At 40.2% G+C, this 26,143-nt stretch carries 29 protein-coding genes; 14 read left to right on the forward strand and 15 right to left on the reverse strand.

Going from position 1 to position 26,143, the window contains the following annotated elements:
* Nucleotides 1-61: 61 nt before the first annotated feature.
* A complete protein-coding gene (locus tag BM380_RS01055; RefSeq protein WP_090492402.1) occupies nt 62-871 on the forward strand; it encodes a glucosaminidase domain-containing protein in 810 nt (269 codons plus the stop codon).
* Nucleotides 864-1,532: a DUF2987 domain-containing protein gene (locus BM380_RS01060; protein ID WP_016900395.1), complete on the forward strand. Its 669-nt coding sequence runs from the start codon at nt 864-866 to the stop codon at nt 1,530-1,532. The genes BM380_RS01055 and BM380_RS01060 overlap by 8 nt, the downstream gene beginning before the upstream one ends.
* A gap of 63 nt (nt 1,533-1,595) precedes the next feature.
* On the opposite strand, the gene BM380_RS01065 is transcribed toward BM380_RS01060, so the two are convergent.
* Both BM380_RS01065 and BM380_RS01070 read right to left on the reverse strand, forming a co-directional pair.
* Nucleotides 1,596-2,774, reverse strand: a complete 1,179-nt coding sequence (locus BM380_RS01065; protein ID WP_090492404.1) for a GGDEF domain-containing protein — start codon at nt 2,772-2,774, stop codon at nt 1,596-1,598.
* A gap of 135 nt (nt 2,775-2,909) precedes the next feature.
* Nucleotides 2,910-3,800, reverse strand: a complete 891-nt coding sequence (locus tag BM380_RS01070) for a TIGR01777 family oxidoreductase (protein ID WP_036954506.1) — start codon at nt 3,798-3,800, stop codon at nt 2,910-2,912.
* A 168-nt stretch (nt 3,801-3,968) separates the two neighbouring features.
* On the opposite strand from BM380_RS01070, the gene BM380_RS01075 reads away from it, so the two are divergent.
* Nucleotides 3,969-5,012 (forward strand): AI-2E family transporter, encoded by a 1,044-nt coding sequence (locus tag BM380_RS01075; RefSeq protein ID WP_013465095.1) that lies wholly within the window; start codon nt 3,969-3,971, stop codon nt 5,010-5,012.
* Nucleotides 5,013-5,051: 39 nt separating this feature from the next.
* On the opposite strand, the gene BM380_RS01080 is transcribed toward BM380_RS01075, so the two are convergent.
* Nucleotides 5,052-6,134 (reverse strand): flavin monoamine oxidase family protein, encoded by a 1,083-nt coding sequence (locus BM380_RS01080; protein ID WP_090492406.1) that lies wholly within the window; start codon nt 6,132-6,134, stop codon nt 5,052-5,054.
* A 297-nt stretch (nt 6,135-6,431) separates the two neighbouring features.
* Between BM380_RS01080 and BM380_RS01085 the strand changes: the two genes are divergently transcribed.
* From BM380_RS01085 to BM380_RS01095, 3 genes are all read left to right on the forward strand, one after another.
* Nucleotides 6,432-6,776 (forward strand): VOC family protein, encoded by a 345-nt coding sequence (locus tag BM380_RS01085; RefSeq protein WP_090492408.1) that lies wholly within the window; start codon nt 6,432-6,434, stop codon nt 6,774-6,776.
* Between the two features lie 868 nt (nt 6,777-7,644).
* Nucleotides 7,645-8,034 carry a hypothetical protein gene (locus tag BM380_RS01090; protein ID WP_090492410.1) on the forward strand — a complete coding sequence of 130 codons (390 nt, stop codon included), beginning with the start codon at nt 7,645-7,647 and terminating at the stop codon, nt 8,032-8,034.
* A gap of 189 nt (nt 8,035-8,223) precedes the next feature.
* Entirely contained in the window at nt 8,224-8,574 is a 351-nt protein-coding gene (locus BM380_RS01095) for a VOC family protein (RefSeq protein ID WP_090492412.1), read from the forward strand.
* A 119-nt stretch (nt 8,575-8,693) separates the two neighbouring features.
* On the opposite strand, the gene BM380_RS01100 is transcribed toward BM380_RS01095, so the two are convergent.
* The 5 genes from BM380_RS01100 to BM380_RS01120 all read right to left on the reverse strand — a co-directional run bounded on the left by BM380_RS01100 (nt 8,694) and on the right by BM380_RS01120 (nt 11,829).
* Nucleotides 8,694-9,107, reverse strand: coding sequence for a hypothetical protein (locus BM380_RS01100; protein WP_090492414.1), 414 nt, complete (start codon nt 9,105-9,107; stop codon nt 8,694-8,696).
* On the reverse strand, nt 9,094-10,431 hold the full coding sequence (locus BM380_RS01105) for an ATP-binding protein (RefSeq protein WP_028835133.1): 1,338 nt from the start codon (nt 10,429-10,431) through the stop codon (nt 9,094-9,096). Before BM380_RS01105 ends, BM380_RS01100 begins: the two co-directional genes overlap by 14 nt.
* Nucleotides 10,425-11,099 (reverse strand): response regulator transcription factor, encoded by a 675-nt coding sequence (locus BM380_RS01110; protein WP_090492416.1) that lies wholly within the window; start codon nt 11,097-11,099, stop codon nt 10,425-10,427. The genes BM380_RS01105 and BM380_RS01110 overlap by 7 nt, the downstream gene beginning before the upstream one ends.
* Nucleotides 11,100-11,102: 3 nt before the next feature.
* Nucleotides 11,103-11,363 carry a PepSY domain-containing protein gene (locus BM380_RS01115; protein ID WP_016900388.1) on the reverse strand — a complete coding sequence of 87 codons (261 nt, stop codon included), beginning with the start codon at nt 11,361-11,363 and terminating at the stop codon, nt 11,103-11,105.
* A 163-nt stretch (nt 11,364-11,526) separates the two neighbouring features.
* Nucleotides 11,527-11,829, reverse strand: coding sequence for a YciI family protein (locus BM380_RS01120; protein WP_016900387.1), 303 nt, complete (start codon nt 11,827-11,829; stop codon nt 11,527-11,529).
* A gap of 188 nt (nt 11,830-12,017) precedes the next feature.
* Between BM380_RS01120 and BM380_RS01125 the strand changes: the two genes are divergently transcribed.
* Nucleotides 12,018-13,442, forward strand: a complete 1,425-nt coding sequence (locus BM380_RS01125; RefSeq protein ID WP_013465088.1) for a sodium-dependent transporter — start codon at nt 12,018-12,020, stop codon at nt 13,440-13,442.
* A 54-nt stretch (nt 13,443-13,496) separates the two neighbouring features.
* On the opposite strand, the gene BM380_RS01130 is transcribed toward BM380_RS01125, so the two are convergent.
* The gene (locus tag BM380_RS01130; RefSeq protein WP_024603097.1) at nt 13,497-14,138 is read right to left on the reverse strand and encodes a CPBP family intramembrane glutamic endopeptidase; all 642 of its coding nucleotides are present in this window, start codon (nt 14,136-14,138) and stop codon (nt 13,497-13,499) included.
* 231 nt (nt 14,139-14,369) lie between these two features.
* On the opposite strand from BM380_RS01130, the gene BM380_RS01135 reads away from it, so the two are divergent.
* Nucleotides 14,370-14,639: an HU family DNA-binding protein gene (locus tag BM380_RS01135; RefSeq protein WP_058154739.1), complete on the forward strand. Its 270-nt coding sequence runs from the start codon at nt 14,370-14,372 to the stop codon at nt 14,637-14,639.
* Between the two features lie 222 nt (nt 14,640-14,861).
* Complete coding sequence (locus tag BM380_RS01140; protein ID WP_013465085.1) at nt 14,862-15,440, forward strand: type 1 glutamine amidotransferase domain-containing protein; 579 nt, start codon at nt 14,862-14,864, stop codon at nt 15,438-15,440.
* A gap of 73 nt (nt 15,441-15,513) precedes the next feature.
* Here BM380_RS01140 and trpA read toward each other — a convergent pair whose 3' ends face one another.
* Genes trpA through BM380_RS01170 form a run of 6 tightly spaced genes read right to left on the reverse strand, consistent with a single transcriptional unit; the run spans nt 15,514 to nt 22,101 of the window.
* A complete protein-coding gene (gene trpA, locus BM380_RS01145; protein ID WP_090492418.1) occupies nt 15,514-16,335 on the reverse strand; it encodes a tryptophan synthase subunit alpha in 822 nt (273 codons plus the stop codon).
* Entirely contained in the window at nt 16,332-17,516 is a 1,185-nt protein-coding gene (gene trpB / locus BM380_RS01150) for a tryptophan synthase subunit beta (protein WP_010390233.1), read from the reverse strand. Before trpB ends, trpA begins: the two co-directional genes overlap by 4 nt.
* 7 nt (nt 17,517-17,523) lie before the next feature.
* Nucleotides 17,524-18,888 (reverse strand): bifunctional indole-3-glycerol-phosphate synthase TrpC/phosphoribosylanthranilate isomerase TrpF, encoded by a 1,365-nt coding sequence (gene trpCF / locus BM380_RS01155; protein ID WP_090492420.1) that lies wholly within the window; start codon nt 18,886-18,888, stop codon nt 17,524-17,526.
* A complete protein-coding gene (gene trpD, locus BM380_RS01160) occupies nt 18,881-19,918 on the reverse strand; it encodes an anthranilate phosphoribosyltransferase (RefSeq protein ID WP_064662524.1) in 1,038 nt (345 codons plus the stop codon). Before trpD ends, trpCF begins: the two co-directional genes overlap by 8 nt.
* Nucleotides 19,919-19,928: 10 nt before the next feature.
* Nucleotides 19,929-20,531, reverse strand: a complete 603-nt coding sequence (locus BM380_RS01165; RefSeq protein ID WP_013465081.1) for an aminodeoxychorismate/anthranilate synthase component II — start codon at nt 20,529-20,531, stop codon at nt 19,929-19,931.
* A 1-nt stretch (nt 20,532) separates the two neighbouring features.
* Entirely contained in the window at nt 20,533-22,101 is a 1,569-nt protein-coding gene (locus BM380_RS01170; RefSeq protein ID WP_090492422.1) for an anthranilate synthase component 1, read from the reverse strand.
* A 443-nt stretch (nt 22,102-22,544) separates the two neighbouring features.
* On the opposite strand from BM380_RS01170, the gene BM380_RS01175 reads away from it, so the two are divergent.
* From BM380_RS01175 to BM380_RS01195, 5 genes are all read left to right on the forward strand, one after another.
* Nucleotides 22,545-23,399 carry an RNase RNM gene (locus BM380_RS01175; protein ID WP_013465079.1) on the forward strand — a complete coding sequence of 285 codons (855 nt, stop codon included), beginning with the start codon at nt 22,545-22,547 and terminating at the stop codon, nt 23,397-23,399.
* The gene (locus tag BM380_RS01180; protein WP_090492424.1) at nt 23,396-24,016 is read left to right on the forward strand and encodes an L-threonylcarbamoyladenylate synthase; all 621 of its coding nucleotides are present in this window, start codon (nt 23,396-23,398) and stop codon (nt 24,014-24,016) included. Before BM380_RS01175 ends, BM380_RS01180 begins: the two co-directional genes overlap by 4 nt.
* Before the next feature lie 2 nt (nt 24,017-24,018).
* Nucleotides 24,019-24,861: a segregation and condensation protein A gene (locus BM380_RS01185; protein ID WP_024603088.1), complete on the forward strand. Its 843-nt coding sequence runs from the start codon at nt 24,019-24,021 to the stop codon at nt 24,859-24,861.
* Between the two features lie 147 nt (nt 24,862-25,008).
* Nucleotides 25,009-25,560 (forward strand): cytochrome b, encoded by a 552-nt coding sequence (locus BM380_RS01190; RefSeq protein WP_090492426.1) that lies wholly within the window; start codon nt 25,009-25,011, stop codon nt 25,558-25,560.
* Nucleotide 25,561: 1 nt separating this feature from the next.
* A complete protein-coding gene (locus tag BM380_RS01195; protein ID WP_013465075.1) occupies nt 25,562-26,143 on the forward strand; it encodes a YceI family protein in 582 nt (193 codons plus the stop codon).

Below are 26,143 nucleotides of genomic sequence, written 5' to 3' on the forward strand. Positions count from 1 at the left end.
ATGAGTGTTCGTATGTATGTGACTACACCATACATAACTTAGAGTTTAATTGAGATAATACATGTTAAAAACTATTTTTCAGTTGTTGTTAGCCGCCGTTGTTATTTGGGCGTTGACCCTTCCGTTTATTGATGCTGATGAACTAGTATCAGACGAGCAAACCAGCTCTAACGACATAAAAAAAGAGAAGAAAAAAGAAAAACCATTGCATAATGTTAAGTTGCCAAAATTCTCAGAATACACCGATGTAAAAGAGAAAAAACATGCGTTTTTTAACTTCATTAAGCCCCATGTAGAAGCCGAAAACAAAAAGATTTTACAGCAACGTGCAAACATTGAAATTGCGCGCATGATGCTAGAACACGACGAGCCGTTAAGTAAAAAACAAGCGAGCGATATTAAAAAAATACTTAAATTATACCGCTTACCTGAAACCTTAGACACGCTTACACTAACTCAAGCGCTGCGCCGTGTAGATATTATTCCTAAAGAACTTGCCCTAATGCAAGCTGCTAATGAGTCGGCATGGGGTACCTCACGCTTTGCCCGAATAGGCTTAAACTTTTTTGGCCAATGGTGCTACAAAAAAGGCTGTGGCATGGTGCCAAGAAGACGTAATAATGAAGCCGAGCATGAAGTGGCTGCATTTAAATCGGTTCGCGCTGCTGTAACGTCATATTTTAGAAATATTAATACGCATAATGCCTATAAACAATTACGCAGTATACGTGAAGATTTACGCGCACAGCAAAAGCCAATTAAGGCGACTAAGCTAACCCTTGGGCTGATGTCCTACTCAGAGCGTGGTGAAGCGTATATTGAAGAGCTAAATACGATGATCAATCAAAACCGAGCGTACTTTGATGAATAAACCAGTATTAAAATTAGTTACGACTATAGCGACCTGCTTTTTAGCAATAGCGGCAAATAACACCTATGCTAAAGAGTTTGTTATGTCGTATGACGGTTTTTACGACCGTTTAAAAGTAGTAAACAAAGGCGATTTTCAGTACGCCCGCGTAAACTTTTATATTAGCGATATTGGTACTAACGAAGTATGTAGTATCAAAAGCGGGACTATTTTAACTGAAAAAAATGAGTACCCGCTTAATTACACTGACAAAGCGCAACTGTTATTACCGTATGATAAGCAGCTTGATACTGACAAAGCGGTTATTGTGGTTCAGCCTAAAAATCCGATTCATGATTGTCAGTTAAAGCTTCAAATAGAGGCCAACGAGCTAGAAGGGCTAACCTTTTCAAAGCAATCATTATTAACCATTAATAATGAGCTTGAAGCGCTTTTAACAGACTTGTCGGGCTTTTTTGTTAGCAAACTAATGTGGTTTTTACTGCCTGAGCAAAAAGGGGTGGTTGTTACTTTTAATGCGCCTAAACAATTTGATGATGAGCGCATAACATGCGAAGAATCAGTATGTTATTTTGAAGTAACAGACAGCTGGCAAAACGACACCAAAGTATTGGCTGATATAAACGAGGTAGTTAAAGTAACGCCTTGGATCAGTAAGTAATAAAATTAATTGGTTTGATTATAAAGCGGGGTCAGGTTTGACCCCGCTTTTTTTATTGCTAAATTAAATAATGGCAGAGGGGCTATTCATGAGCGCGCTTTTTTCATCATGAGTAACAACTTTATTTCGGCCCGTTTCTTTAGCAAGGTAAAGGCGTTTATCAGCTTGCAATAGCAGCTCTTGCATATTTAAATCGCGAATAAGTGCGCTACTTACTCCAGCACTAACAGACAGTGCAATACTATTACCGTTAAAATAAAAGGGATATTGATCAATACTTCTGCATAGCTTTTGGGCTAACTGCCTTGCTTGAGTAAGGTTTTTTTGGTTAAGGAAAATAGCAAACTCTTCTCCGCCAATTCGAGCGGTAATGCCTGCTTCAAAAAACAATTCGTTAATATGTTGTGCAATCCACTTTATTGCTTCGTCGCCAGTTTCATGGCCATATTGGTCGTTCACTTGTTTAAAAAGATCGATATCGAGCATAATTAACGACACTCTGCTGTTAAGCGGTGCAGTGTGGGTTATTTTTTTACATAGGCGGAAAAAGCCTCGCCTGTTTAATAATTGTGTAAGCGGATCGTGATTCGCTAAGTTTATTAGTTTTGATTCTTCATTGGCAAAAGCAATAAACGGCAGAATTAACGCACTGGCTGTGGTTAAAAATAAATGCGAGACCAATAATAGTTGTAACCCCGCGGCTAAGTTCGCCTGACTAATTTGGCTAAAGTAGGGTAAAACAAGGAGTACAACTTGCAACAGCATTACTACACTGTGTAGTGAAAAGCAGGCAATTAGTAGTCGTTGCTGTACTTTAGCAACACTGGGGGTTCTGATCATTAAATAGGCCGCGTAGCTAAATAGTACGGCAGTAATGATACTGGTAATAATTTGCCCCGCATCAATGAGATACACAGCAAGTAGCAATGTGCAACATATAGCACAGGCATAATATAAAGGCGTTAGCTTTACTGCAGGCACCGTACTTTGTGGTATTAACCCTAAAATAAGCAGGAGTGGGGTTAAAATAATAAACAGGTAAGCAAAAAAGTAAGTTAAAAGTGGATAGTCAATCACCCCTCTCAAACCAATTAGGGCAATAGCGGTTATAAACGAGCAGCAGGCAGTAGCAAAAAATAAAAAGCTAGGTTGTTTTTTATATGAATACACAGAAAAAAAGAACACTGCAATAAACAAGTTAAGAATAAAACAGAGGCTAATTAATGTGGGTAAATGAAGCATGTTTTAGTTGCTCTTTTAGCTGAATAAGAAATAACGCTTAATTCATTATTAGGTAGTAACACTAAAATAGCAAGGGAGTAAAAAGTATTAACTTTATACTCCCTTGCTACAAACTTAACCCTTTAAGGTCAGTCGTTAAACTAAACTTTTTAATGCGGCATCGATTTCAGAAAAGTGAAAACGGTAATTATTTTCTAATGCTTTTTTAGGCACCACAAATTGGCCGGTTGTGAGTAGATCTGCCATTTCTCCCATTAAAACATTGAGCACAGCTGCAGGCATGGGCATAAAGGCAGGGCGTGACAATGCTTTACCCAATGATTGGCTAAATTGTTTATTGCTTACCGGATGCGGGGCAGTGGCATTTACAGCACCAGAGATATCTTGATTACGAATCAAAAATAAAATGAGCTGCACCATGTCATCAATGTGGATCCACGACATACCTTGCTCGCCATTGCCAATTGGCCCGCCTAAACAAAGCTTAAATGCAGGCAACATTTTTCCAAGTGCGCCGCCTTTTTTAGCCAGTACAATGCCTGTGCGAAGTAAGCAAACACGAGTATCGTCAGACTCAGCTTTTAATGCAGCGAGTTCCCAATCCCTACAAAGTTGGTGACTAAATTCATCGTGTGGTTCTGTGTTGTTTTCATCAACTTGGGTTTTACCTTGGCGACCATAATAGCCTATTGCACTGCCTGAAATAAACGTATGTGGCGGTGTATGACACTGATTAATTGCATCGCTTATGGCTTGGGTAATAATAATTCGGCTATCGCGTATTTTTGCTTTTTGTTTATCACTCCAGCGTTTATTAACGATAGGTTCGCCGGCTAAATTAATGACAATATCGACAGTATTAAAATCTACATCGTCTAAGCTGCTAACAGCATTTACTCTGTGGCCTAACAACACTTTAGCTTTGGTTGGGTTTCTACTTAGTACCGTAATGTCGTGGTGGTGCAACAAGAAAGGGCAAAGGTGCCTACCAATTAAGCCCGTGGCGCCTGTAAAAAATATATGCATTGCAACTCCAAAATTATAAATAAAGCGGGATGTTTAAAATTTATACTCCCCAGCTCAACGATTTGCAAATTTATACGTACTAATCATTATTATGATCACTCATAAATATTTCATTCTATTGGGTTTTGCCTTACACTGAAGCCAAATAACAGCAATAGGATAAGAGTATTGGCAAGTTTAACTGGGGTAAATAAAAGCTTAATTATTTTTGCAGCGTTGGTCATTGTATTAGCGGGCATTAAAGCCGCAAGTGCTATTGTTATTCCGTTTATTTTGGCAGCATTCATCGCCATTATTTGTAGCCCACTCATTAATTTTTTTGCTCGCTACCGTATTCCAAAAGGCATAGCGGTGGTGCTTGTAGTGCTTATTATTATGGGCTTAGGTGTTAGCTTAGGCGGTTTAGTGGGGCAGTCGGTTAACGATTTTTCAAAGCAGTTACCAGAATACAAAGCACAGTTAAAAGAAGAATTTGTATGGCTGGTTGATATGGCTTCGCAATACAATATTTTAATTAATAAAGAACAAATTTTGTCTATGTTCGACCCCGGTAAAATGGTTGATGTTGCCACCAATATGTTAACCGGCTTAGGTAGCGTAATGGCCAATATGTTTTTAATTATTTTAACGGTTGTTTTTATGCTGTTTGAAGGGCCCATACTTGGCAAAAAAATTCATTTAGCACTAGACGACCCCGACAGCAAAATTAAGCAAATTGACCGCTTTTTAGACTCTATTAACTCTTATTTGGCCATTAAAACCCTAGTAAGTTTAGCCACCGGTGTAATTGCTGGTTTTTACTTATGGATACTCGATGTTGATTACTTTGTACTTTGGGGCGTACTGGCATTTATGCTTAATTATATTCCTAACATTGGTTCAATCATAGCGGCTGTGCCAGCACTGTTACTGGCGCTTATTACTCAAGGTCCTTTAGTGGCAGGCCTCGTTGGCGCGGGTTATTTAACTATAAATACCGTAATGGGTAATATTGTAGAGCCTAAATACATGGGTAAAGGGTTAGGGCTTTCTACGTTAGTGGTGTTTTTATCGTTAATATTTTGGGGCTGGCTATTAGGCTCTGTGGGAATGTTGTTATCGGTGCCGTTAACTATGATTGTAAAAATAGCGCTAGAAGCCAGTGATGAGGGGCGTTGGTTAGCAACCATGCTTGGTACAGGTGAAGAAACCGTCATTAAATCAGAAGACTAATACCTTACTAAGGCGTGTCTAAGCACGCCTTTAACATTATTAAGTATTTATTAAATTAGCTAAGGCGCTATCTACGGCGTTTATAGCCCCCTCTAAATAGCCTGCTTCTTGCTTAGCAAACTCACTGCCCACAAAATGCACTTTTAACTGTTTAAGCTGCTCGCTAAGCCCTGAAAAATTAAATTCAGGATGCTGCGATACACCTAGTTGGTCATCCTTGTTGGCCACAAATTCATCCTCAGCCCAATCTTTTATCGTGCAATCAGTGGCAGTATAAGCCTGCTCACCATAAAAATAGCCAAGCTGATCAAGGCAGGCTTGGGTTAATTGCTCGCGAGTTACTTTACTGCGCTGTAAGTAAGGCACGCCAATAAAGCCAAATAGAGCAGGGTGAGCATGATCACTTGCTGAGGCATCATGAATTTCTACTAACGGGCCAACACGGCTAAAACATTGCCCCGATAAGTTTTTATCTCGCCAAAAAGCGTGCTCAAAAGTGGCAACAAACTTTGCTTGGCCTGCCATCCACGTCGGCACCGACGCTAAACGCTGGGCTAAAACATTATCAGCCCATAAATGCGGGGTTAAATGCTGGCTGATCATTCTAGGGGGTAACGCCAACAGTAACTGATCGCAAGTAAAGTACTGCGTACTCCCTTGGTAATTAGCGCTAATATGCCAGCCATCGGAAAGCTTTTTCACTTCGCTAACAGCGTGTTCTAATTTAACGGTGTTTGGGTCAAGCTGCTGATAAAGCGCATTAATAAGCTGGGTCATGCCGTTTTGTATTCTAAATAGCTGCATTTCACCCGCCCCTGCAATTTGCTGGGCAGGGGCAGTATGCGATGCTTGATACAACACATCGCCTTGGGTGTATTGCTCAAACACAGGGATGTTTAAAGCAGCAACTAACTGTTGAATATTAGGCTGGTGCGGAAATATCCAGGTAGGGCCTAAATCGTGGCCAATGGTGTTGTTGGCTGCCAAAAAGTGAGACGAAATACGACCGCCCAAATTGGCTTTGGCCTCTAATAATAAAAACGGAATATTTCGTTTTTTTAGGCTGTAAGCGGCATATAAGCCCGCTAAGCCACCACCAATAATAACCACAGGTTTATGCATTTTAAAATCACTTTAGCTAAATCAATCTACTGGTAGGTAGTTTGTGGTTTTTATGCAGATTTGTCAAAACGTTTTATGGGCTAAGTGAGTAAGCTTTAGTGTGCAATCATACTCAGGAAAATGAGCGACGCGCATATAGTATGCTAATTAGCACTGCTTAAAAGAATAAAACTTAATGATAGCAATGTGTTAGCTAATTTGTTAAAACTATATGTAGTAGAAAAAATAAGCGCAGCGCTGGTGGAGATATACGCGAGTCGCGCAATATAAAATTGTTAGCTGCTTTTGGAAAGAATCATGGATGTAATAGATATAAAAACATTTATCCCAAGTAAGGACTTCGAAATTTCAAAGTCTTTCTACTCGGAAATTGGATTTAAATCAGAGTACGTAACCGACGATCTCACACTTTTTGAAAACGGTGATTGTCTTTTCTTTTTGCAGCGCTTTTACAATGAAGATTTTGCCAAAAATTTTATGTTGCAAATCTGCGTTTCAGACATCTACGAAGCATATGAGTTATGCTCTAAATCCGAACACAAAACAAAGATTACCCCAATCCAACAAGAAGCTTGGGGTAAGATCTTTTATTTATGGGGGCCAGTGGGTGAACTGTTGCATATCACGCAGCTGAGCAGCTAACAAAACGCTGTTGTGGCTCCATTTGGTCGCTGGGACGCTAACACGTGGGTTGACTCGCTTCGCTCGGATTTTAGCCCATGAGCTTATTATTCAATAAAAATAATGTAGACACCCAATTTAAAACAAAAAATAGAAAACACCCATTAAAAGTGTTGATATTTTATAGACTTAAACAATTTTTGTTAATCTTTCTATGCAGTGCGGCAAGACATTACAAACAGCAACCGTCCCCATGATCGTTTATGATGCAAATCAAATTTTAGTAAAGATAGTTCTGTTTCAATGGAGATGAAGAGTGATATTAGTTTTGTTTTTTATGTTTATATCTTTTTTTAGATGGTGTTATCTTTACTTCATCTTAGTTAAGTTAAAAAGAAATAGAGCAACGGCTATCAGGATCGATATTGTAATATTATTGGTGCAAGTATACGTGGCAGTCTGTATTGAAAACTCGACTTATTTTTTATCGGATTCTGGGTTTGTTTTTGTTCTCATCGCAATGGTTGAAAGTATGGTGCTCAGGAAGAAATCATTAGATTAGTAGCAAGATCGTTCCTAATTTTTCAGAAGCTGAAGTAATTTCACTTAAGTCTCAGACGACTAAGGCAATATTTAAACATAGTGTGGTTGGCAGTAATTAAATTTCCGCACTTGTTCTGTTAACTTAAAACGACATTGATGCCACTAAAGTTAACCAAGAAAATTAAACTATAAAACTTTTTAAAAGATAAAAATGACAGGACTAATTTATCAGTGAGAATGATTGATAGAGTTTATGTCTGAAAATAATCCTTTTATGAAGAACAATTAACAACAGAGTAAAGTTGATGCATGTTTCGCTAAAGCCAGTATTCGTTAATAGGATAAGATGAGTGAGGGAATATACATTCAGTTAGTTGCTATTCTGGCAGCTTTAGGCTGGACCTTTTTACAGGTTTGTTGCCTGTTTATCGCTACACAATGTGTTTTTGGAATTGTGAATTTGGGATCTAATAGCTCAAGTATTCGTGAGAAAATATTACTGCATGCTGTTACGGGAGCTTTTTACTCTTTGTTTATTCTGCCATTTATTTCGTTAGGGATGTTTTACTTTGCCACGATTAATATTCAAGGCTGGTATGAACTCAAACCGTCAATTTGGGTGTTTGCAACTTGGTGCGGCGGATTGTTTATGTTCTTTTTTTTCATATCCTTAACGGAATGGTTTGTGCGATCTAGTAAAAATAAACAAAAGAAACGTATGAATAACGATAATTAATATTAAATCAGCCCTTAATTTTGTACCTTCAAATGTTTTATAAGTGGGTTTTATTCAGTATTAATTATATGTAGTGCCTGAGCGCATTCTTATCAAACTTTATCAGTTGTTTATGCTTTTGCTGCTATCTTTATTTATTACCAGCTCAAATCGCAAATAATATAAACAAGAATAAGGGTAAAAACTAAAATGGCTCAAAATAATAAAATTAACTATATTGAAATTCCTGCACAAAATATTGCAGCTACAAAGGCTTTCTTCAGTACGGTGTTTGGCTGGTCATTTGTAGATTATGGCCCAGAATATTGTAGTTTTACCGCGCAAGGGGTTGATGGTGGTTTCTTTAAGTCTGATTTAGTTGTTTCTACTAAAAATGGAAGCCCGTTAATTGTGTTATACAGTAATGACCTTGAAGCGACTCAAAATAAAATTGAAAAAGCTGGAGGCAAAATAATTAAGCCTACATTTTCATTTCCCGGTGGTAGACGATTTCACTTTAGCGATCCTAATGGAAATGAATTTGCGGTATGGTCAGAGTAATCACATTTCAAACTATATAACTACAAAAATGCAGTCTTTAAGGCTGCACTTCCCAAAACACCAATAAACTATTCACTTAATTACCAAGCCACAACATAAATCGCTTCCCTATGAGCTAATTAAAGAGACGTTTTAAGCTGCTGAATAAATTGCTCGGTCATGGCTATTTCACACTCTTTATAAGTTACTACAGCTTGTTGTGCATTAGGTTGTTTTAGCATGTAGCGCCATTGGCAGCTTCTTTGAATGTAGTTGTCTTTAGCGTTAATGCTTAGCTTAAATAATGACAAAATTTGGGTGTTGCCGGTTTCGCTTTCTAATGCAGATAGTTCAAAGGTACGCTTTTGGATCCAGCTATCTTGTTCTTGCTGTACTCTATTTAATTTGGCATCTAAACATTGTGTATATGCTTTGATTTGTTCGGGTAGGGCGTTTTTTTCAAGTGTGCATTCAAGCGGCGCTGCAACGCTTGGAACAGCCCAAGCAAATAACAGAGCTAGAGTAAAAAAAAGGATATAGTTATTTTTTTTCATGGTAATTAAACTCGAGAATAAATTTTGCGCCGCCCAAACGTTGCGACTGAGAAATAGTTAACAACCCGTGATACGACTTCACCAAGTCAGATACAATCGCCATGCCAACACCATGGCCACTTTCGTAAGTATCAAGGCGAGTACCGCGTTGAAGCAATGACTCGCGTTTGTCTGGTTGAATACCCGGGCCGTCATCACAAATACTAATGCTAAGTGTTTTAGCTTGTGAAACGTCAATACTTACTTGGGAGCGACAGGCTTTGCAGGCATTATCTATTAAGTTACCTAATAACTCCATTAAATCGGTTTTATCGCCTAAAAAGTAATCTTTATCACTCACTTTGCAATTAAATATGATGTCTTTATCGCGATAAACTTTACCCATTGCACTTAAAATAGAGTCGATAACCGGTTTGATGGGGGTTTGCTTTTTCCATGTATCGGAAGCCCCAGTAGCAGCACGTTTTAATTGGTGCTCGATCATCACATTAATTCTGTCGAGTTGTTCTTGTGCGTCGGCATCGTTGGCCAGTGGGCTTGATTTTAATACAGCTAACGGCGTTTTAAGTGCATGTGCTAAATCACTGAGTGAGGCTCTGTAGCGCTCTTTTTGGCGTTGCTGCGACTCTAATAATAGGTTGAGGTCGGCTTTTATTGTTTGTAGTTCAACGGGGTATAAGCCTTTAATTTCTTGAATATCGCCTGATTCAATAGCTTTTATTTCTTTATCTAAACGCTGCAGAGGTCGTGCACTCCAAATAAAACCAATGGCCATTAATCCTGCAATGGCAATGCCCATTATAAACATCCAATCGACTAAGGTTTGTTTAAACCCGTCCATTAAACGCAGTAGGGCATCGTTGCGTTTTAATAAAATAAATCGTGCTTGTTCTGATTGGTCAATATTATTAAGAATGACCGTTAAGCTTAACTGCCAATAGGCGGTGTTGTTATAAACCACGCGTCTAAAGTCTGCAGCACCGGCTTTGGGCTCTATATATTGGGGAACAAAGTTAACGTTAACCGCCGACTCAGAATGCCAAATAGGCACATCGTCACGGTAAATCATGGCGTAGGTGTCTGAGTTTAGGTTATTAAGTTCGGGCGTTAAGATAGAGCTGGGCATGATAATACCGCGCTCGGTAAAATCAACCTCGGAGATGAGTGAATACAGGTGCGCTTCGAGGTTTTTTTCGGTGGCATCAACAAGTGACGCGTAATACGCCTTACCTATGGAGTAAAACAAAATAGGTAAGGCGACTAATAAAACAAAGACAAGGATAAATCCTTGCCTTATTTTTAACGAAATTTGCGGTGCTACCACTGGCTTTTAAGCCTGTAACCACGCCCACGTAGTGTTTCTACTGGGTTAAGCACACCGTCAGGGTCGAGCTTTTTACGTAAACGCAATACAAACACTTCAATGACGTTTGAATCAAGATCGAAATCTTGGTCATAAATATGTTCTGTTAACTCAGACTTTGAAATTACTTTTTGCGGGTTAACCATTAAGTATTCAAGCACTTTATATTCGTATGCGGTTAAGCTTAGCTCTTTGTCGTTTACCCATACTTGTTGTGAACGCGTATGAATTTTAATAGGGCCGGACGTCATTTCTGGGTTTGCTTTACCTGCACTTCGACGAATAAGCGCATTACAGCGAGCAATGAGTTCTTCAACATGAAATGGCTTAGTTAGGTAGTCGTCAGCGCCCGCATCGAGGCCTTCAACTTTGTCTTGCCAGCGATCGCGTGCTGTTAAAATTAAAATAGGGATAGTGATCCCTTGGGCGCGGGCTTTGTTTATAAGCTCTATGCCATCTATTTTAGGCAGGCCTAAATCAACCACTGCCATGTCTAAAGGGTATTCTGTTATATGAAAAAGGCCCGCTTCGCCATCGTGACATAAATCAACACTGTAACGCTCTTTTTCTAATGCATTGCGCAGATTGTCTGCCAAATGTAAATCATCTTCTATTACTAAAATTCGCATTGGTTAATCCTTTTTCACTTCGCCAGTTTTTTTGTTTATCTTCAAATCGACGACGTGGCCGTCAGCTTTTAAAATTCGTACTGTATAAAATTGTGTTTCTTCTGAAATTTTTAATGTTGTACCGTCTGTAGTTTGTTTTGCAAGTATTACTGCTTTCTTTTTGCTTATCTCAATTTTATCGGGTGTGCTGTTAGTATTATTTGCATGGGCAACATTAGCCAAACAAAAAACAGCGATTAAATTGAGTGTTAATAATACACGCATTACGAAACTCCTAGAACATACCTGCTTAGCCTAAAAAACTAAGCCACTAAAATTTAATTACTCTATTGGGTATTTAAATTTTTATAAGACAAAGTCTAATTAAAAATGAGTGAACAAACCCTGAATTACTGGTTGCAGTTAAACAGGGGAACTCACGTTAATGTTAAGCAGGGAACACTTTTTTGAATGGTTTAACGATTGAGTTTTCATATACGCCACCCGCAACATAAGGATCATCTGCGGCCCATTCTCTGGCATCTTCTAAAGAGTTAAATTCAGCAATCACTAAAGAGCCAGTAAAGCCAGCATCTTGAGGGTCTTCACTATCAACCGCTGGAAGGGGGCCGGCTGTTAATAGTCGACCTTCGTTTTCTAGCGTTTGTAAACGTGCTAAATGAGCAGGGCGAGCAGCTTTTCTGTGCTCTAAGCTGTTCTGGACGTCCGTTGAATAAATCATATACAACATAAAAATACTCTCAAAACTTGTTAAATTTAATTAACTGCATACTAGCATAGCGTTGATAAATGGTGAATTAAAAGTGTTTATGGCGATGTTTACAGCAAGAATGTTTTTTTACGCGGTAATTGCTTGAAAAGCGTTGTGTAACACTGGTAGAGTCCCTTGGATAAGATAAATAATAACAAGGTTATTACATGAGTGAAAATAGAGAGCACTTTAGCTCCCGCTTAGGATTTATATTAGCAGCGGCGGGTTCTGCTGTGGGCATTGGTAACTTAGTAGGCTTTCCAGTTTCTGCGACTAAGAATGGCGGTGGTGCATTTTTGCTCGTCTATGCTTTGTTCGTCGCATTCATTTGTTTACCCGTCATGATGGCCGAAATGGCTATGGGTCGCCACGCACAAAAAGATCCTCTTGGTGCATACAAGGCGTTAGCCAATAACGATAAGAAATGGAAGTTTGCTGGCTTTTTAGCCGTGTTAACGCCATTTATGATTGCCGTTTTTTACATGGTGATCACGGTGTGGATTTTTGGTTACTTAAGCCAAACCGCATTTGGTAATTTGGATAAGTTGGCAAACCCTGGGCACTTTGATGAGTTTATTAACAGCTACACGGTGTTTGGCTACATGGCACTGGTTGTGGTGATTGTTAACTTAATATTGGTCGGTGGCGTAAAAGATGGCATAGAAAAAGCGGCTAAATTTTTGATGCCGGCGTTATTTGTCATGCTTATTATATTAGTGGGTTACGTACTCACCCTTGATAACGCAATGGCGGGTGTGAAGTACTATATTATTCCTGATTTTAGTAAAATGAATGCCAGTGTTCTTAATGGCGCATTGAGCCAAGCGTTTTTCTCATTGTCGTTAGGTATGGGTATTTTAATTACGTATGCCTCTTACATTTCTAAAAAAGATGACATTGTGGGCAGTGCGAAAATGGTTGCCATTACCGACTCATTAGTTGCCTTTGTTGCAGGCTTAATGGTGTTACCGGCTATTTTTAGCTTTGACCCAAATACCGACCCGACAAAGTTATCTGACTCGTCAGTTTCAATGATTTTTGTGTACTTACCAAAAATCTTATTAGCGTTACAACACGATATTGGCTACTTTGGCGCATCAGCCGTGGCGTTTATTTTCTTTTTGCTGGTATTTTTTGCCGCAATTACATCATTGGTATCGATTGTCGAAGTGCCGACTGCCACACTAAGTGACCGTAAAGGCATTAGCCGTAAAAAAGCGCTAGGCATACTGACCTTATCAACCGGTGTGTTAACCATTATGTGTATTATGTCGTTTGGTATGATTGACAGCCTAACAACGTTTACTAGCTACGGCAGTGGTAACAAGAGCTTTTTTGATATTGTATATGACGTGTTCTACGACACTATTTTGCCGCTCAATGGTTTAATGGTGTGTTTATTCGTGATGTATAAATGGAAGAAGGTTCGTTTAAGTGAAGAGCTAAGACAAGGTTCGCCTAATTATGCGAATAGCTTTATGGAAAAGTACGTTAACTTTTCACTGCAAACGTTTATACCAGCGATTTTACTGCTTATTTTTGTAAATACCGTTGCGACCAAGTTTTTTAATATCAGTATTTTTGGTTTTTAATTAAAACTTAATTTAATAAAGCCGCGCTTGTCGCGGCTTTTTTGTTGCGGTTAGTTAATTCAGTGCACCCGAATCTAAGTAGTCACCAATCCCTAGGGTAAACATCCAAATCCCCCATAAGCTGTGCTCAATAACACAGGCAAAAGTTGAGCGGCTTTGCGCGTAGGTATAGGCAAACAGTAAGCCACCGACAAACGCTAAACTAACAGCTATCCAATTGGCGTAAATAATATGTGCCAATGCAAATACACTGGCGCTAATAATAATGCGCAACCATTTACTGGGCATAATGCGCTTATAGCGATGAAAAAAATACGTTCTAAATATTAACTCTTGCGGGATCACCGACAATAAAGGGTAGAGCAGCAATAGCATCAGCCAATCGGTGAGGTTTTCACGCGGTAAAGTAAACCAGTGTCCTTGGTAGAGTAGGTTATAAAACACCCCTGAAAATAATGCGCCAATAAAGAAAAAGCTAAACATACGGCGCTTCACAGCAGAAAACTGCCCCATACTGGTTAATCTAAAGCGCTTAAAGTGAATGTCGTTTAGCAGCAGCATACAGCACACACTCATTAAAATGATCAGTGCTGGAATAAGCCAGTTAGATAAATACTGGCGAATATTAAAGCCAATTAAAGGCAGGATGATAAAAATAAAGGTAAATTCAAACCAGCGGTATTGATTAGCGTTCACGTTTGCTCACGGTGATTTTTATTTCACCTTAGCAAGCGATTAAGTCATCTTTATGACTATAAAACAGCCAAGCTGATTATATTTAAACCCAATGACTCTCACTAAGGCCCTTAGCCCTTGGTTAAGGTTGACTTACCCCCTTGCAACCCTTAGCCTGCCTGCTTTTATTTTTACATCATTGTATTGCCACGCTAGTTGGCTAAAGCCAGCGCGTGTATTTAGGAGCAAAAAATGAATAAGGCAGAACTTGTTACAGCCATGGCACACACGAGCGAGTTAACAAAAAAAGAGGCGCAATTAGCGTTAACCAGCTTACAAAAGGTGATTACCAAATCATTGTCTGAAGGCGATCAGGTACAAATATCTGGTTTTGGCACTTTTGCATTAAGTTATTACCCAGCCCGTACGGGTCGTAATCCACAAACCGGCGAAGCAATAGAAATAGAAGGGGCTAATAAAGCCGTATTTAAGCCAGCCAAAGCGTTAAAAGACAGCCTTTAATTGTCAGTGCTTGTAAGGGAGTTTTGTTATTCAAACAAAGCATGTACCTTGCAGGCTATTTTTATTTTTAAAAAATGGCTGTGTAGTATCTGCAACCACTGTAAATAATTTACATAGCACTCTCATCTCTTTATATAAAACGCCAATATTATCAGTATGTTATTTTTGGTATGTGATATGCAAACCTCTCTGTGTATCAAAAAATAAGATAAGGAGTATTTAATGAGTAATTTACATAGCAGCACCCGTTTACAAGGTAAAAAAATTGCCATTTTAGCCACCGATGGATTTGAACAAAGCGAGCTACTTTCGCCGCAAAGCGCATTACTAGAGGCGGGCGCCGATATAGAGGTGGTGTCTATTAAAGAAGGGCAGATCACTGGTTGGAATAAAGATAATTGGGGTGAAAAAGTAACCGTTGATAAATTAGCTGCCGATGCCAATGCCGCTGACTACGATGCACTTTTATTGCCGGGTGGTTTGTTTAATCCCGATAGCTTACGTCAAAATACAGATGCCAAAGCGTTTGTTGATGGCTTTTTTGGAGCTAAGAAAAACAAACCCGTGGCCGCTATTTGCCACGCGCCGTGGTTATTAGCTGAAATTAATAAGCTCAGAGATAAAAAGGTGACTTCCTTCCCTAGTATTAAAAGCGATTTAATTAACGCCGGAGCTCACTGGGTAGATCAAGAAGTGTGTGTTGATAACGGCTTAGTCACTAGCCGCAGCCCTGCAGATTTAGATGCATTTAATGCAAAATTTATTGAAGAAATACTCGAAGGTAAGCACCAAGCGCACTAACTCTGGGCTTTTAAATAGAAAAGGGCATATTACATGCCCTTTTTTATTGATAATGATAAAACACAGCTCGCTATTAAAGCGCAGTAGCGGCTTTCATATCGCTTACAAATGTTTTTAGCTGCGAGGTCATCGCATCTAAATCATCTAAGTTTGCTTCAATAATTTTTACCACAGCAGAGCCCGAAATAGCCCCCGCAGCACCGGCTTTAAGTGCCGCTTTTACATCTTCAGGCGTCGAAATACCAAAGCCTAATAATGCAGGTGCACTGTGGTACTCTTGTAAGCGCGTAACCACATGGGTTGCTGGCATTTGTGCTTTTGTGTCTGTACCTGTTACCCCAGCACGAGAAAGCAAGTAGGTGTAGCCACGGCCGTATGATGCACATTCACGCAGGGTATCGTCACTGGCGTTCGGTGTAGCGATAAAAATCGGGTCGATACCATTGGCCATGGCGGCTTTTCTAAACATTTTAGACTCATGTAATGGCACATCAGCCACTAAAATAGAGTCAACACCCACTGCTTTTGCATCGGTGTAAAACTTTTCTAAGCCACGTTTAAATATTAAGTTTGAATATAATAACAAACCAATTGGAATGTCGGCGTTATATTCACGGATCTCTTTAATAATATCAAAGCAGTCTTGCGTATTAATATGCACGTTTAAGGCACGAATATTGGCTTTTTGAATGACAGGGCCATCGGCAATCGGGTCGGAAAAAGGAATACCTAATTCAAGCCCGTCAGCGCCGCCATCAATTAAGCTTTTAATAATTTCGATGCTTTGCGCTTTACCTGGATCGCCAATGGTTACAAACGGAACAAAAGCACCCTGGTTTTGCTCTTTAAGCGCGGCAAACATTTTTCCATAACGGTCAGTTTTTACGTGGCTCATAGTTGACCTTCCTCTGATAATACCTTGTGTACGTGGGCTAAGTCTTTGTCGCCACGACCACTTAAATTAATAACAATGATACTGTCTTGCGTTTGCTCTTCTGCATATTCGAGGGCATAGGCTAGCGCATGACTTGATTCAAGCGCAGGAATAATCCCTTCGTGTTTAGCTAATGCTTGAAAGGCATCAAGTGCTTTGGTGTCGGTAATACCGACATATTGAGCACGGCCAGTTTCGTGCAAAAAGGCATGTTGAGGGCCAACTGCGGGGTAATCTAGTCCCGCCGATACAGAGTAAGACTCTTCAATTTGGCCATCTGTATTTTGCATAATATAAGTGTAAGTACCGTGCAAAATACCTTTTGTTCCCTTACAGATGGTTGCGCCATGCTCGTGCGTGTCTAACCCTTTACCTGCAGGTTCAACGCCAATGAGTTTAACGCTTGGCTCATCAATAAAATCGGTAAACATACCAATTGCGTTAGACCCACCGCCTACACACGCAATAACCGCATCAGGCAAACGGCCTTCGGCTTTAAGTACTTGTTGTTTTGCTTCTTCACCAATAATTTTTTGATATTCACGAACAATAGTCGGGAATGGGTGAGGACCCGCTGCAGTACCTAAAAGGTAATGAGCCTCTTGATAATTGGCAGACCAATCACGCAGTGCCTCGTTAACCGCATCTTTTAATGTACCCGAGCCTGCGGTTACCGGAATAACTTCAGCGCCCATGAGTTTCATTCTAAATACATTTGGTTGTTGGCGTTCAACATCTTTTGCACCCATATAAATGCGGCATTTTAGTCCAAGTAACGCACAGGCAAGTGCCGTTGCAACGCCGTGCTGGCCGGCACCTGTTTCAGCAATCACTTCTTTTTTACCCATACGTTTGGTAAGCAGTGCTTGGCCTAAAACTTGGTTTGTTTTGTGCGCACCACCGTGGAGTAAATCTTCACGCTTTAAGTACAGTTTTACTTTTGGGTTTTTAACTAAGTTACGCGTTAAAGTAAGCGGGGTAGGACGACCCGCATACTCGTTAAGTAATTTACTTAGCTCTGCCTGAAATTCAGGATCTTTTTGTGCTTTATTAAATTCGTTTTCTAACTGCTTAAGCGCAGGGACAAGCAGTTCGGGTACAAACATACCGCCAAACTCGCCAAAATAAGCTGGATTTTGCATTTTAACCTCAATAATTTCTGATACTTGTAAAAGCATGATGTAGTTTGTTTGCACACTTTTTACCTGGAGACTCTTCAACACCTGAATTTAAATCAAGCCCAAGAGCACCTTGAAAAAGTGCATCGCTAATATTGTCTGGGTTTAAGCCGCCAGCAAGCATAAATGGGGTCGTGGCATCGCGAAGCACCGACCAATCAAATGTTTTGCCTGTGCCGCCAGCCTGTGAATCACTGTGAGTGTCGTATAAATGGCGATCGGCACCTGTAATAGGTTGAGGTAAAGCATCTTTGATTGCCTGTGCTTTCCATATTTCACAATTACGTGGTAGTTCATTACGTAACGACGCAATGTAATGTTCATCTTCTTGGCCATGTAATTGAACAGCAGACAGTTTTAGTTGTTTAGCGTGCTCAGCAACCTCTGCTATGGCGGCATTAACAAACACCCCAACAAATTTTAGAGGGGCACTTTGGCTGATTTCTTTGGCGCAATCTAAATCGACAAAGCGCGGTGATTTTGGATAAAAAATTAATCCGCCATAAAGGGCACCGTTGTCGTAAGCCGCAATGGCATCTTGATTACGGGTTAATCCACAAACCTTGTTTTCGCCTAGAATTACGCGGCGACACGCTTGTAATAAATCAGCCTCAGCCATTAATGAGCTGCCAATTAAGAAACCATTACACAAAGGCGCTAAACGCTTTACATCTTGATGGGTATAAATACCTGACTCTGAAATAACCACTTTATCGTTAGGAATAAGCTTACGTAGTCGTTCGGTTGTGGCTAAGTCGGTGCTTAAATCGCGCAAGTCACGATTATTAATCCCAATTATTTGTGCATTGAGTGCCAGTGCACGATGCACTTCTTCTTCGTTACTCACCTCAGTTAGTACCGACATATTTAACGAATCGGCGACGGCATGCAGTGCTTTATACTGCTTATCGTCAAGCACTGATAGCATCAGTAAAATAGCATCACCACCATAAATACGTGCCATATAGACTTGGTATTCATCAATAAAAAAGTCTTTACAAATAAGTGGCTGCTCTACTTGGCTGCGCACAAACGCAAGGTAATCAAAGCTACCCTGAAAGTACTTTTCGTCAGTTAATACACTCATACAAGTGGCATACTGCTTATACGCTTGGGTGATTTCTGTTAAATCAAACGGCTGACGAATTAACCCTTTAGAAGGCGATGCTTTTTTGCACTCTAAAATAAACTGCGTGCCTGGCGCTGCCAATGCTTTGTAAAAACTACGCTCAGTCGGTTCAGCTTGATGTTTAAAGCTCTCAAGTGGGCGCGCTGCTTTGCGTTCAATGAGTTCTATTTTTTTATCGGCAATAATTTTGTCTAATACATTAGCCATGACTTACCTCAATAATTGCATTTAGTGTGTCCATGGCCTTGCCTGAACGTAATAATGAGTGTGTTATTTGTGCACCTTGTTTTAACGATTGTGCTTGGCCAGTTAAGTACAGCAATGCAGCAACGTTAACAATAATAGCGGCGTTATGTGCCTCGCTACCTTTGCCCTGTAAAATGGCAAGGCTGGCGTTAGCATTGTATTGTGGGCCTTCACCGGCTAATTGTTCAAGTGAATAGTTTGCAAGGTCAAAATCACTAGGGTTGAGCGTGTATTGGGTGATTTTGCCGTTATCCAGCTCTACAACCTGTGTTGGGCCATGCAAGGCGATTTCGTCGGTGCCAGAGCCGTGAACTATCATAGCGCGTTTAGTGCCAAGAGTATGAAGAGTTTGCGCCATAGGTAGGCACAAGGATTCATCGTATACCCCCAGCAATTGAACATCTGGGGCAGCAGGATTAGCTAGCGGCCCAAGAATATTAAAAATAGTACGGGTTTTTAAAGTCGTTCGTACGTTCATCGCATGGCGCACGCCGCTGTGATAGTGCGGTGCAAATAAAAAGGTAAAATTTGTATGTTCAAGGCATTTAGCCGCTTGTGTGGGAGTCATATCAATATTGATCCCCAAGGCTTTGAGTAAATCAGCAGACCCTGAGTTACTCGATACACTGCGATTTCCATGTTTTACCATATTAACACCGACAGCGGCTGCGACAATTGCCGCGGTTGTACTGATATTGATAGTGTTTGAACCATCGCCACCGGTACCACAGCTATCGGCAAGTTGAGTTTTAATGGTTGTAAATGCCACGGCGTTTTCACGCATTGAGGCCGCAGCACCAGCGATTTCATCGCTTATTTCACCTTTCATTTTAAGGCTAATTAACAGTGCAGAGAGCTCAATATCGCTCATATTCCCTTGCATTATTTGATCAAAAAGTGTTTTTGCTTGTGCATAGCTCAATGATTGCTTGGCAATAACGTGCTCAATAGCCTGTTGAACATTAAGCGAGTTTTGTAATTGTGTAGTCATAATGTTCCCTTTATTTGGCACGCGTTAAATAGGCAACGCTTTGCTGTAGCAGCATAGCGCCATTGGGCGTTAAAATAGATTCTGGGTGGAATTGATAACCCAGCGCAGTGTCTTGATGATGATAAATAGCCATTGGAATATCTTGATACTTTGCAATAACCGCTAAGTTATCAGGTACTTTTGTGGCCATTAATGAGTGATAACGCGCCACTGGCATAGTGCTGCCCATTCCGTTAAACACCGGGTGATCGTCTAACTCAATTATTGATGATTTACCATGTACGGTTTCACCAGCATGACCGATTACTCCGCCGTAACTTTGTGTTAGTGCTTGTTGGCCTAAACAAATGCCCAGCATCGGGAATTTACCTTTGCACAGGCTAATTAATTCCATTAGGCAGCCCGCATCACTCGGTGCCCCTGGGCCTGGCGATAAAACCAATAATACCTGCTTATGCTCTGCCTGCATTTTGTTGAATATTACTTCAGCGCTAATGTTATTTCTGTAAACAACTAACTCAGCACCTAGCATTGTTAGTTCATCAACAAGGTTATAGCTAAATGAGTCAAAGTTATCTAAAAAGTAAATTTTAATAGGGTGTGCTTCACTCATTTTATACAGCCTCATATGTCGATTTAATCGCGGTGATCACCGCTTGTGCTTTAGCGCGGGTTTCGTTAGCCTCTGACATTGGGTCTGAATCAAACACAACCCCAGCGCCAGCTTGCACATAAGCAATATTATTTTTAACAAAGGCTGCACGAATAACAATACAGCTATCCATTGCACCATCACCAGTTAAATAGCCAACTGCGCCGCCATAACTGCCGCGGCGTTTCCCTTCGGTTTGGCGCACAAGCTCTGCAGCTCTTACCTTTGGCGCGCCCACTAATGTGCCCATGTTCATACAGGCTTGATAAGCATGTAGGGCATCTAGTTCGGGTTTTAATTTACCCACCACGCGCGACACTAAGTGCATTACTTGTGAGTAACGGTCTACTTTTAAAAGCTCTTTGGCATGGCGCGTACCCGGTACGCTAATGCGGGCTACATCATTACGCGCTAAATCAACCAGCATTAAATGCTCTGCACGTTCTTTTTGATCGTTTCTAAGTTCAAGCTCAATACGGCTATCTAAATCAGGGTTGATTTGTCCATTAGCAAATTTGCCGCGAGGGCGTGTGCCGGCAATCGGATAAACCTCGACCTGTTGAGATTGAACTTCGTATTTAAGCGCGGACTCAGGAGATGCGCCAAATAATGAGAAATCTTCATCGCGCATATAAAACATGTACGGACTAGGGTTTTGTTTTTTTAGCTGGCTGTAGGCATGTAAAGAGTCAGGGCAGGGTAGTGAGAAGGTACGAGAAGGCACCACTTGAAAAATATCGCCATCGACTATGTGTCGCTTGAGCTTAATTACTTGCTGGCAGTATTGCTCATCACTAATATCGACACTCACTGGGCAGTCGCCAGTTTGGCTTGGTGCGTTAAAGTCAGCAGCATGGTCGCATAATGTATTCAAACGCTCTAATTGTTTGCCTACTTCAAAGCAGTTTGCATGTACATCAGGGCCATTAAATACGTTACCAATTAATTCCGTTGTTTGTTTTTGATGATCAATAACAACCAGTGTTTCTGCTAAATAAAAAACATAGTCTGGACAGGTGTTTTCCCCGTCGGGTACATCGGTGAGTTGTTCAAAATTAGCCACCATGTCGTAGGCAAATACGCCGCCTAAAAACACCGAGAATGGATTGTTGGTGGTACTTTTAATGCTATTTAAACAGCTGCGTAATGCACTAAAAGCGTTATCTGCAATAAGCTTACTGGCTTGGTCAATGGTGTCATCTACTGGGTGATACTCCAGTGTTAATGTGGTATCGGATAACTGTGATGCGCAGTTTTTTACATTAGCTTGTAAATAACTGAGTAACTGCTGACCATTATTTGATTGTGCTGTTACGCTCACTTGATTGCCTTGGCAGACAATACGCAGTGCACAATCAACGAGTATTAAGCTTTTTACGCTATCTTTAGAATCTATCTCTGCAGATTCAAGTAATAGTGAGTTAGGTTTATCAAGTGCGGCATACAATGCAAGTGGGCTACTTATGTAGTCTCGTACTTGCGTTATGCTGGTCACTTCACCTGGTGTTGTTGTTATATGACTAAAAATCAAACCTCATCCCCTAAAAAATAAAACCCCGCAATGCTAAGCAGTGCGGGGTTTGAATAACGATGTCTAAATTATAGATAGACCATTACCGTCCCGCTATGCCAGGCGCCACCACCAATGATGTGTAAGAGTATTTACGTTATTCATGTTTTTAATTCCTGTTAATCTTGTATTGCAAAATTTAGTGATAAAAAAACCCGCATGGTAGCGGGTTAGAATTTTTTGTTTAGACACGACAATTCATCACCCTTGATTTTAAGAGTGCCACCACCAAATGATGTTGTGAATTGTATTTTTCATTGTTGTTAATTCTTTAATGTCTAAAAGTGGCTACAGTAAAACGTATCAACTGCTTTTGTGTCAAGTGTTTATTTAAAACAATTTAGTTAAAAAACTTGTTATACTGGGTGAAACACCGTTAAACCCTAAATTTAAGTAGTTTTCATTTGATAAAATACGACCTACATAGTCACACCACGCACTCAGACGGCCACTTAACCGTTGAGGAATTATTAGCGCGAGCAGTCGATAAAAATATTGATGTATTTGCTATTACCGATCACGATACGGTGGCTGCTATTGAACCTGCACAGGCTTTTATCAAACGTGAAAACTTGCCGCTTAGACTTATTAATGGGGTTGAAATATCAACCAAGTGGGAAAGTTTTGAAATTCATATTGTTGGACTAAATATTGATACCAACGATAGCACCTTGCATACATTACTGAGCGAGCAGCAGCAAAAACGTGAAACTCGCGCAATAGAGATTGGCCATCGACTAAATAAAAACGGATTCGATGGTATTTACCAACAAGCTCGCGAGCTGGCCGAAAATGCACAAATTACTCGCGCTCACTTTGCCAGAGCATTGATTGAGCGTGGTGTAGCTAAAAACTTTCCTGGGGTATTTAAAAAGTATTTAGGGCGAGGTAAAACCGGTTACGTGCCAAGTAATTGGTGTGATATGCAAACAGCTATTGCGGCGATTCATGCCGCAGGTGGGGTGGCCGTTTTAGCGCACCCAAGTAGCTATAAAATGTCGAACAAGTGGCTACGTAAATTGTTAGTGGAATTTAAATCAGTAGGCGGAGATGCAATGGAAGTTGCTCAGCCGCAGCAGGCGCCAAGTGAACGTCAGTTTTTAGGGCTATTGAGCCAAGAATACGAGCTACTTTGCTCACAAGGCTCTGATTTTCATTTTCCGACTAGCTATTTAGAACTTGGAAAAAATTTATACTTACCTAAAGATTGCCAAGGGGTTTGGCAAACATGGGAAAAGCACGAAGGAGTTGCATTATGAGTCAATTATTTCATATACATCCAGATAATCCACAGCCTAGATTAATTTCTCAAGCTGTTGATATTATTAAACAAGGCGGCGTAGTTGTGTATCCTACAGATTCAGGATACGCGATAGGCTGTAATTTAGGTAATAAGCAAGCTAAAGAGCGCATTGAACGTATTCGTGGTATTGAAAAACATCACAATTTTACTTTGGTATGCCGTGATTTATCTGAGCTGTCTACTTATGCGCGTGTTGATAACCAAATGTTTAGGCTTATTAAAAATAATACCCCAGGGCCTTACACGTTTATTTTTAAAGGTACAAAAGAAGTGCCTAAGCGGTTATTAAACGACAAGAAAAAAACCATAGGCATACGTGTTATAGAGCACCCAATAGCGTGTGCTTTATTAGCTGAGCTGGGTGAGCCCTTAATGTCGTGCTCACTTATTTTACCGGGCGAAGAGTTTACTCAAGCTGATCCCGATGACATTTTAGAGCGCCTTGATAAACATGTGGATTTAATTATTCATGGTGGGTATTTACCTGAGCAGGCGACCACAGTGATTGATTTATCAGAAGATGATATTCAAATTCTTCGTATTGGTTGCGGTGATACAACGCCATTTGAATAACAATGAAACAGTCTGAGACGCTATCATCAACGCCAACACCTGATATGCCAGTGCAGCAAAAGCTGCCTCTGGCTTTTTTACATGGTAAAGCCGTTGTCGATAAACCCGAAGATTTATATATCCCGCCTGATGCCCTTGAAGTTATTTTAGAAACCTTTGAAGGGCCTTTGGATCTGCTGCTTTATCTAATTAAAAAGCATAAGCTAGATGTTCTTGAGTTGTCTATTTTTAGCATTACTGAGCAGTATGTAAAATATGTTGAAATGATGAGCGAGTTTCAGCTAGAACTCGCGGGTGAATATTTAGTAATGGCGGCATTGCTGGCCCAAATTAAATCTAGGCTGTTACTGCCTGTTCATGAAGAGTTAGAAGAAGAAGACGATCCCCGCGCCGAGCTTATAAAACGTCTACAAGAGTACGAACAATTTAAAAAAGCGGCCGAAAATATAGACAGCCTACCTCGTGTTGGCCGCGATATCTTTATAGCGCAGGCAAGCGTGCCAGAACTAGCAGAAAAAAACCAGCCATTACCTGAACTGGCAATCAAAGATTTATTGTTAGCGCTAAGCGATGTCATGGCGCGTGCAAAAACATTCGAGCATCATTTAATTAGCGCTGAAACCCTTTCAACGCGTGAGCGCATGAGCTTGATTTTAAATACCTTATCCCAATCAAAAGCGCCTGTTGCGTTTACTCAATTATTTACCTTTGAAGAGGGACGCAGTGGGGTTGTTGTTAGTTTTATCGCTATGTTAGAACTAATAAAAGAGGGCCTGATTGCCTGCTTACAGGTTGAACCTGATAGCCAAATATACGTGTCTCTTAACGAGTCAGCTGCTAGCTAATCCCTTCTCAACGTCATTTGCAATTATATTAACCTTATACATTTTACTGTGCGTATACGCACGATGAGTGTTTGCATATGCTATTTTAATCACCACTTAATCATTATATCGTAGTGTTATTACTAAATAAGAGATTGGCAGTAGGGAATGTTTAAAAACTCAAAAACCAGCTATGGCGTGGTGGCTATATTTTTACACTGGCTAATGGCGCTGACCGTGTTTGGTCTGTTTGGTTTAGGTTTATATATGGTTGAGCTGACTTATTATGATAGTTGGTATAAAGGATCATTAGACCTACACAAAAGCATTGGCCTTAGCTTAGCAGCGGTTTTTGTTTTTAGGCTGTTATGGCGACACTTTAGTGTTAAACCAAGTCCGGTTGGCAGTAACAAGCAGTTAAATCAATTAGCCCAAACAGCACATATTTTAATGTATCTGTTTTTACTGATCATTATGGTGTCAGGGTATTTAATTTCGACGGCTGATGGACGACCCATAGAAGTATTTGGCTTTTTTTATGTAAAAGCTATCGACTTTGCGTTTGATTCTCAGGCTGATATAGCCGGGCAAATCCATTTCTATAGCGCATGTTTATTAATTGGATTTGTAGTATTGCACGTGTTAGGTGCGCTAAAACATCACTTTATCGATAAAGATAAAACATTAATTAGAATGATCACATTACAAAAGGATGATTAAAATGAAAAAATTATTTTTAACTTCAGCGTTATCAGCAGCGATGTTTATGACAGCGACCACTGCGAATGCCGCAGATTATGTTATTGACACAAAAGGTGCGCATGCTTTTGTAAACTTTAAGATTAAACATTTAGGCTACAGCTGGCTGCACGGGCGTTTTAATACCTTTGATGGCAAATTTAACTACGATGCTAAAAATCCAAATGCGTCTCAAATTAGTGTAAATATTGATACGGCAAGCCTAGATTCAAATCACGCAGAACGTGATAAACACTTACGTGGTAGTGACTTTTTAAACGTAAGCAAATACCCACAGGCAAGCTTTAAGAGTACAGCGATTAAGTTTGACGAAGACGGTGAAGAAGCCACAGTAACCGGTGACTTTACTCTACACGGTGTTACGAAGACAATTACCTTTGAAATAGATAAAATTGGTGAAGGTAAAGATCCATGGGGTGGTTACCGTGTTGGTTTTGAAGGAGAAACTAGCTTAAAACTGGCCGACTACGGTATTGACTATAACTTAGGCCCAGCATCTACCCATGTTGATATTGGTTTATTTATTGAAGGTATTCGCCAGTAA

The sequence above is a fragment of the Pseudoalteromonas sp. DSM 26666 genome (assembly GCF_900116475.1).
Taxonomy (GTDB): Bacteria; Pseudomonadota; Gammaproteobacteria; order Enterobacterales; family Alteromonadaceae; genus Pseudoalteromonas; species Pseudoalteromonas tetraodonis.

Coding starts and splice junctions, on each gene's coding strand:
- BM380_RS01055 (WP_090492402.1), top strand. CDS start 62: ATGTTAAAAACTATTTTTCAGTTGTTGTTAGCCGCCGTTGTTATTTGG.
- BM380_RS01060 (WP_016900395.1), top strand. CDS start 864: ATGAATAAACCAGTATTAAAATTAGTTACGACTATAGCGACCTGCTTT.
- BM380_RS01065 (WP_090492404.1), bottom strand. CDS start 2,774: ATGCTTCATTTACCCACATTAATTAGCCTCTGTTTTATTCTTAACTTG.
- BM380_RS01070 (WP_036954506.1), bottom strand. CDS start 3,800: ATGCATATATTTTTTACAGGCGCCACGGGCTTAATTGGTAGGCACCTT.
- BM380_RS01080 (WP_090492406.1), bottom strand. CDS start 6,134: ATGCATAAACCTGTGGTTATTATTGGTGGTGGCTTAGCGGGCTTATAT.
- BM380_RS01085 (WP_090492408.1), top strand. CDS start 6,432: ATGGATGTAATAGATATAAAAACATTTATCCCAAGTAAGGACTTCGAA.
- BM380_RS01090 (WP_090492410.1), top strand. CDS start 7,645: ATGAGTGAGGGAATATACATTCAGTTAGTTGCTATTCTGGCAGCTTTA.
- BM380_RS01095 (WP_090492412.1), top strand. CDS start 8,224: ATGGCTCAAAATAATAAAATTAACTATATTGAAATTCCTGCACAAAAT.
- BM380_RS01100 (WP_090492414.1), bottom strand. CDS start 9,107: ATGAAAAAAAATAACTATATCCTTTTTTTTACTCTAGCTCTGTTATTT.
- BM380_RS01110 (WP_090492416.1), bottom strand. CDS start 11,099: ATGCGAATTTTAGTAATAGAAGATGATTTACATTTGGCAGACAATCTG.
- BM380_RS01115 (WP_016900388.1), bottom strand. CDS start 11,363: ATGCGTGTATTATTAACACTCAATTTAATCGCTGTTTTTTGTTTGGCT.
- BM380_RS01120 (WP_016900387.1), bottom strand. CDS start 11,829: ATGTTGTATATGATTTATTCAACGGACGTCCAGAACAGCTTAGAGCAC.
- BM380_RS01125 (WP_013465088.1), top strand. CDS start 12,018: ATGAGTGAAAATAGAGAGCACTTTAGCTCCCGCTTAGGATTTATATTA.
- BM380_RS01135 (WP_058154739.1), top strand. CDS start 14,370: ATGAATAAGGCAGAACTTGTTACAGCCATGGCACACACGAGCGAGTTA.
- BM380_RS01140 (WP_013465085.1), top strand. CDS start 14,862: ATGAGTAATTTACATAGCAGCACCCGTTTACAAGGTAAAAAAATTGCC.
- trpA (WP_090492418.1), bottom strand. CDS start 16,335: ATGAGCCACGTAAAAACTGACCGTTATGGAAAAATGTTTGCCGCGCTT.
- trpB (WP_010390233.1), bottom strand. CDS start 17,516: ATGCAAAATCCAGCTTATTTTGGCGAGTTTGGCGGTATGTTTGTACCC.
- trpCF (WP_090492420.1), bottom strand. CDS start 18,888: ATGGCTAATGTATTAGACAAAATTATTGCCGATAAAAAAATAGAACTC.
- trpD (WP_064662524.1), bottom strand. CDS start 19,918: ATGACTACACAATTACAAAACTCGCTTAATGTTCAACAGGCTATTGAG.
- BM380_RS01165 (WP_013465081.1), bottom strand. CDS start 20,531: ATGAGTGAAGCACACCCTATTAAAATTTACTTTTTAGATAACTTTGAC.
- BM380_RS01180 (WP_090492424.1), top strand. CDS start 23,396: ATGAGTCAATTATTTCATATACATCCAGATAATCCACAGCCTAGATTA.
- BM380_RS01185 (WP_024603088.1), top strand. CDS start 24,019: ATGAAACAGTCTGAGACGCTATCATCAACGCCAACACCTGATATGCCA.
- BM380_RS01190 (WP_090492426.1), top strand. CDS start 25,009: ATGTTTAAAAACTCAAAAACCAGCTATGGCGTGGTGGCTATATTTTTA.
- BM380_RS01195 (WP_013465075.1), top strand. CDS start 25,562: ATGAAAAAATTATTTTTAACTTCAGCGTTATCAGCAGCGATGTTTATG.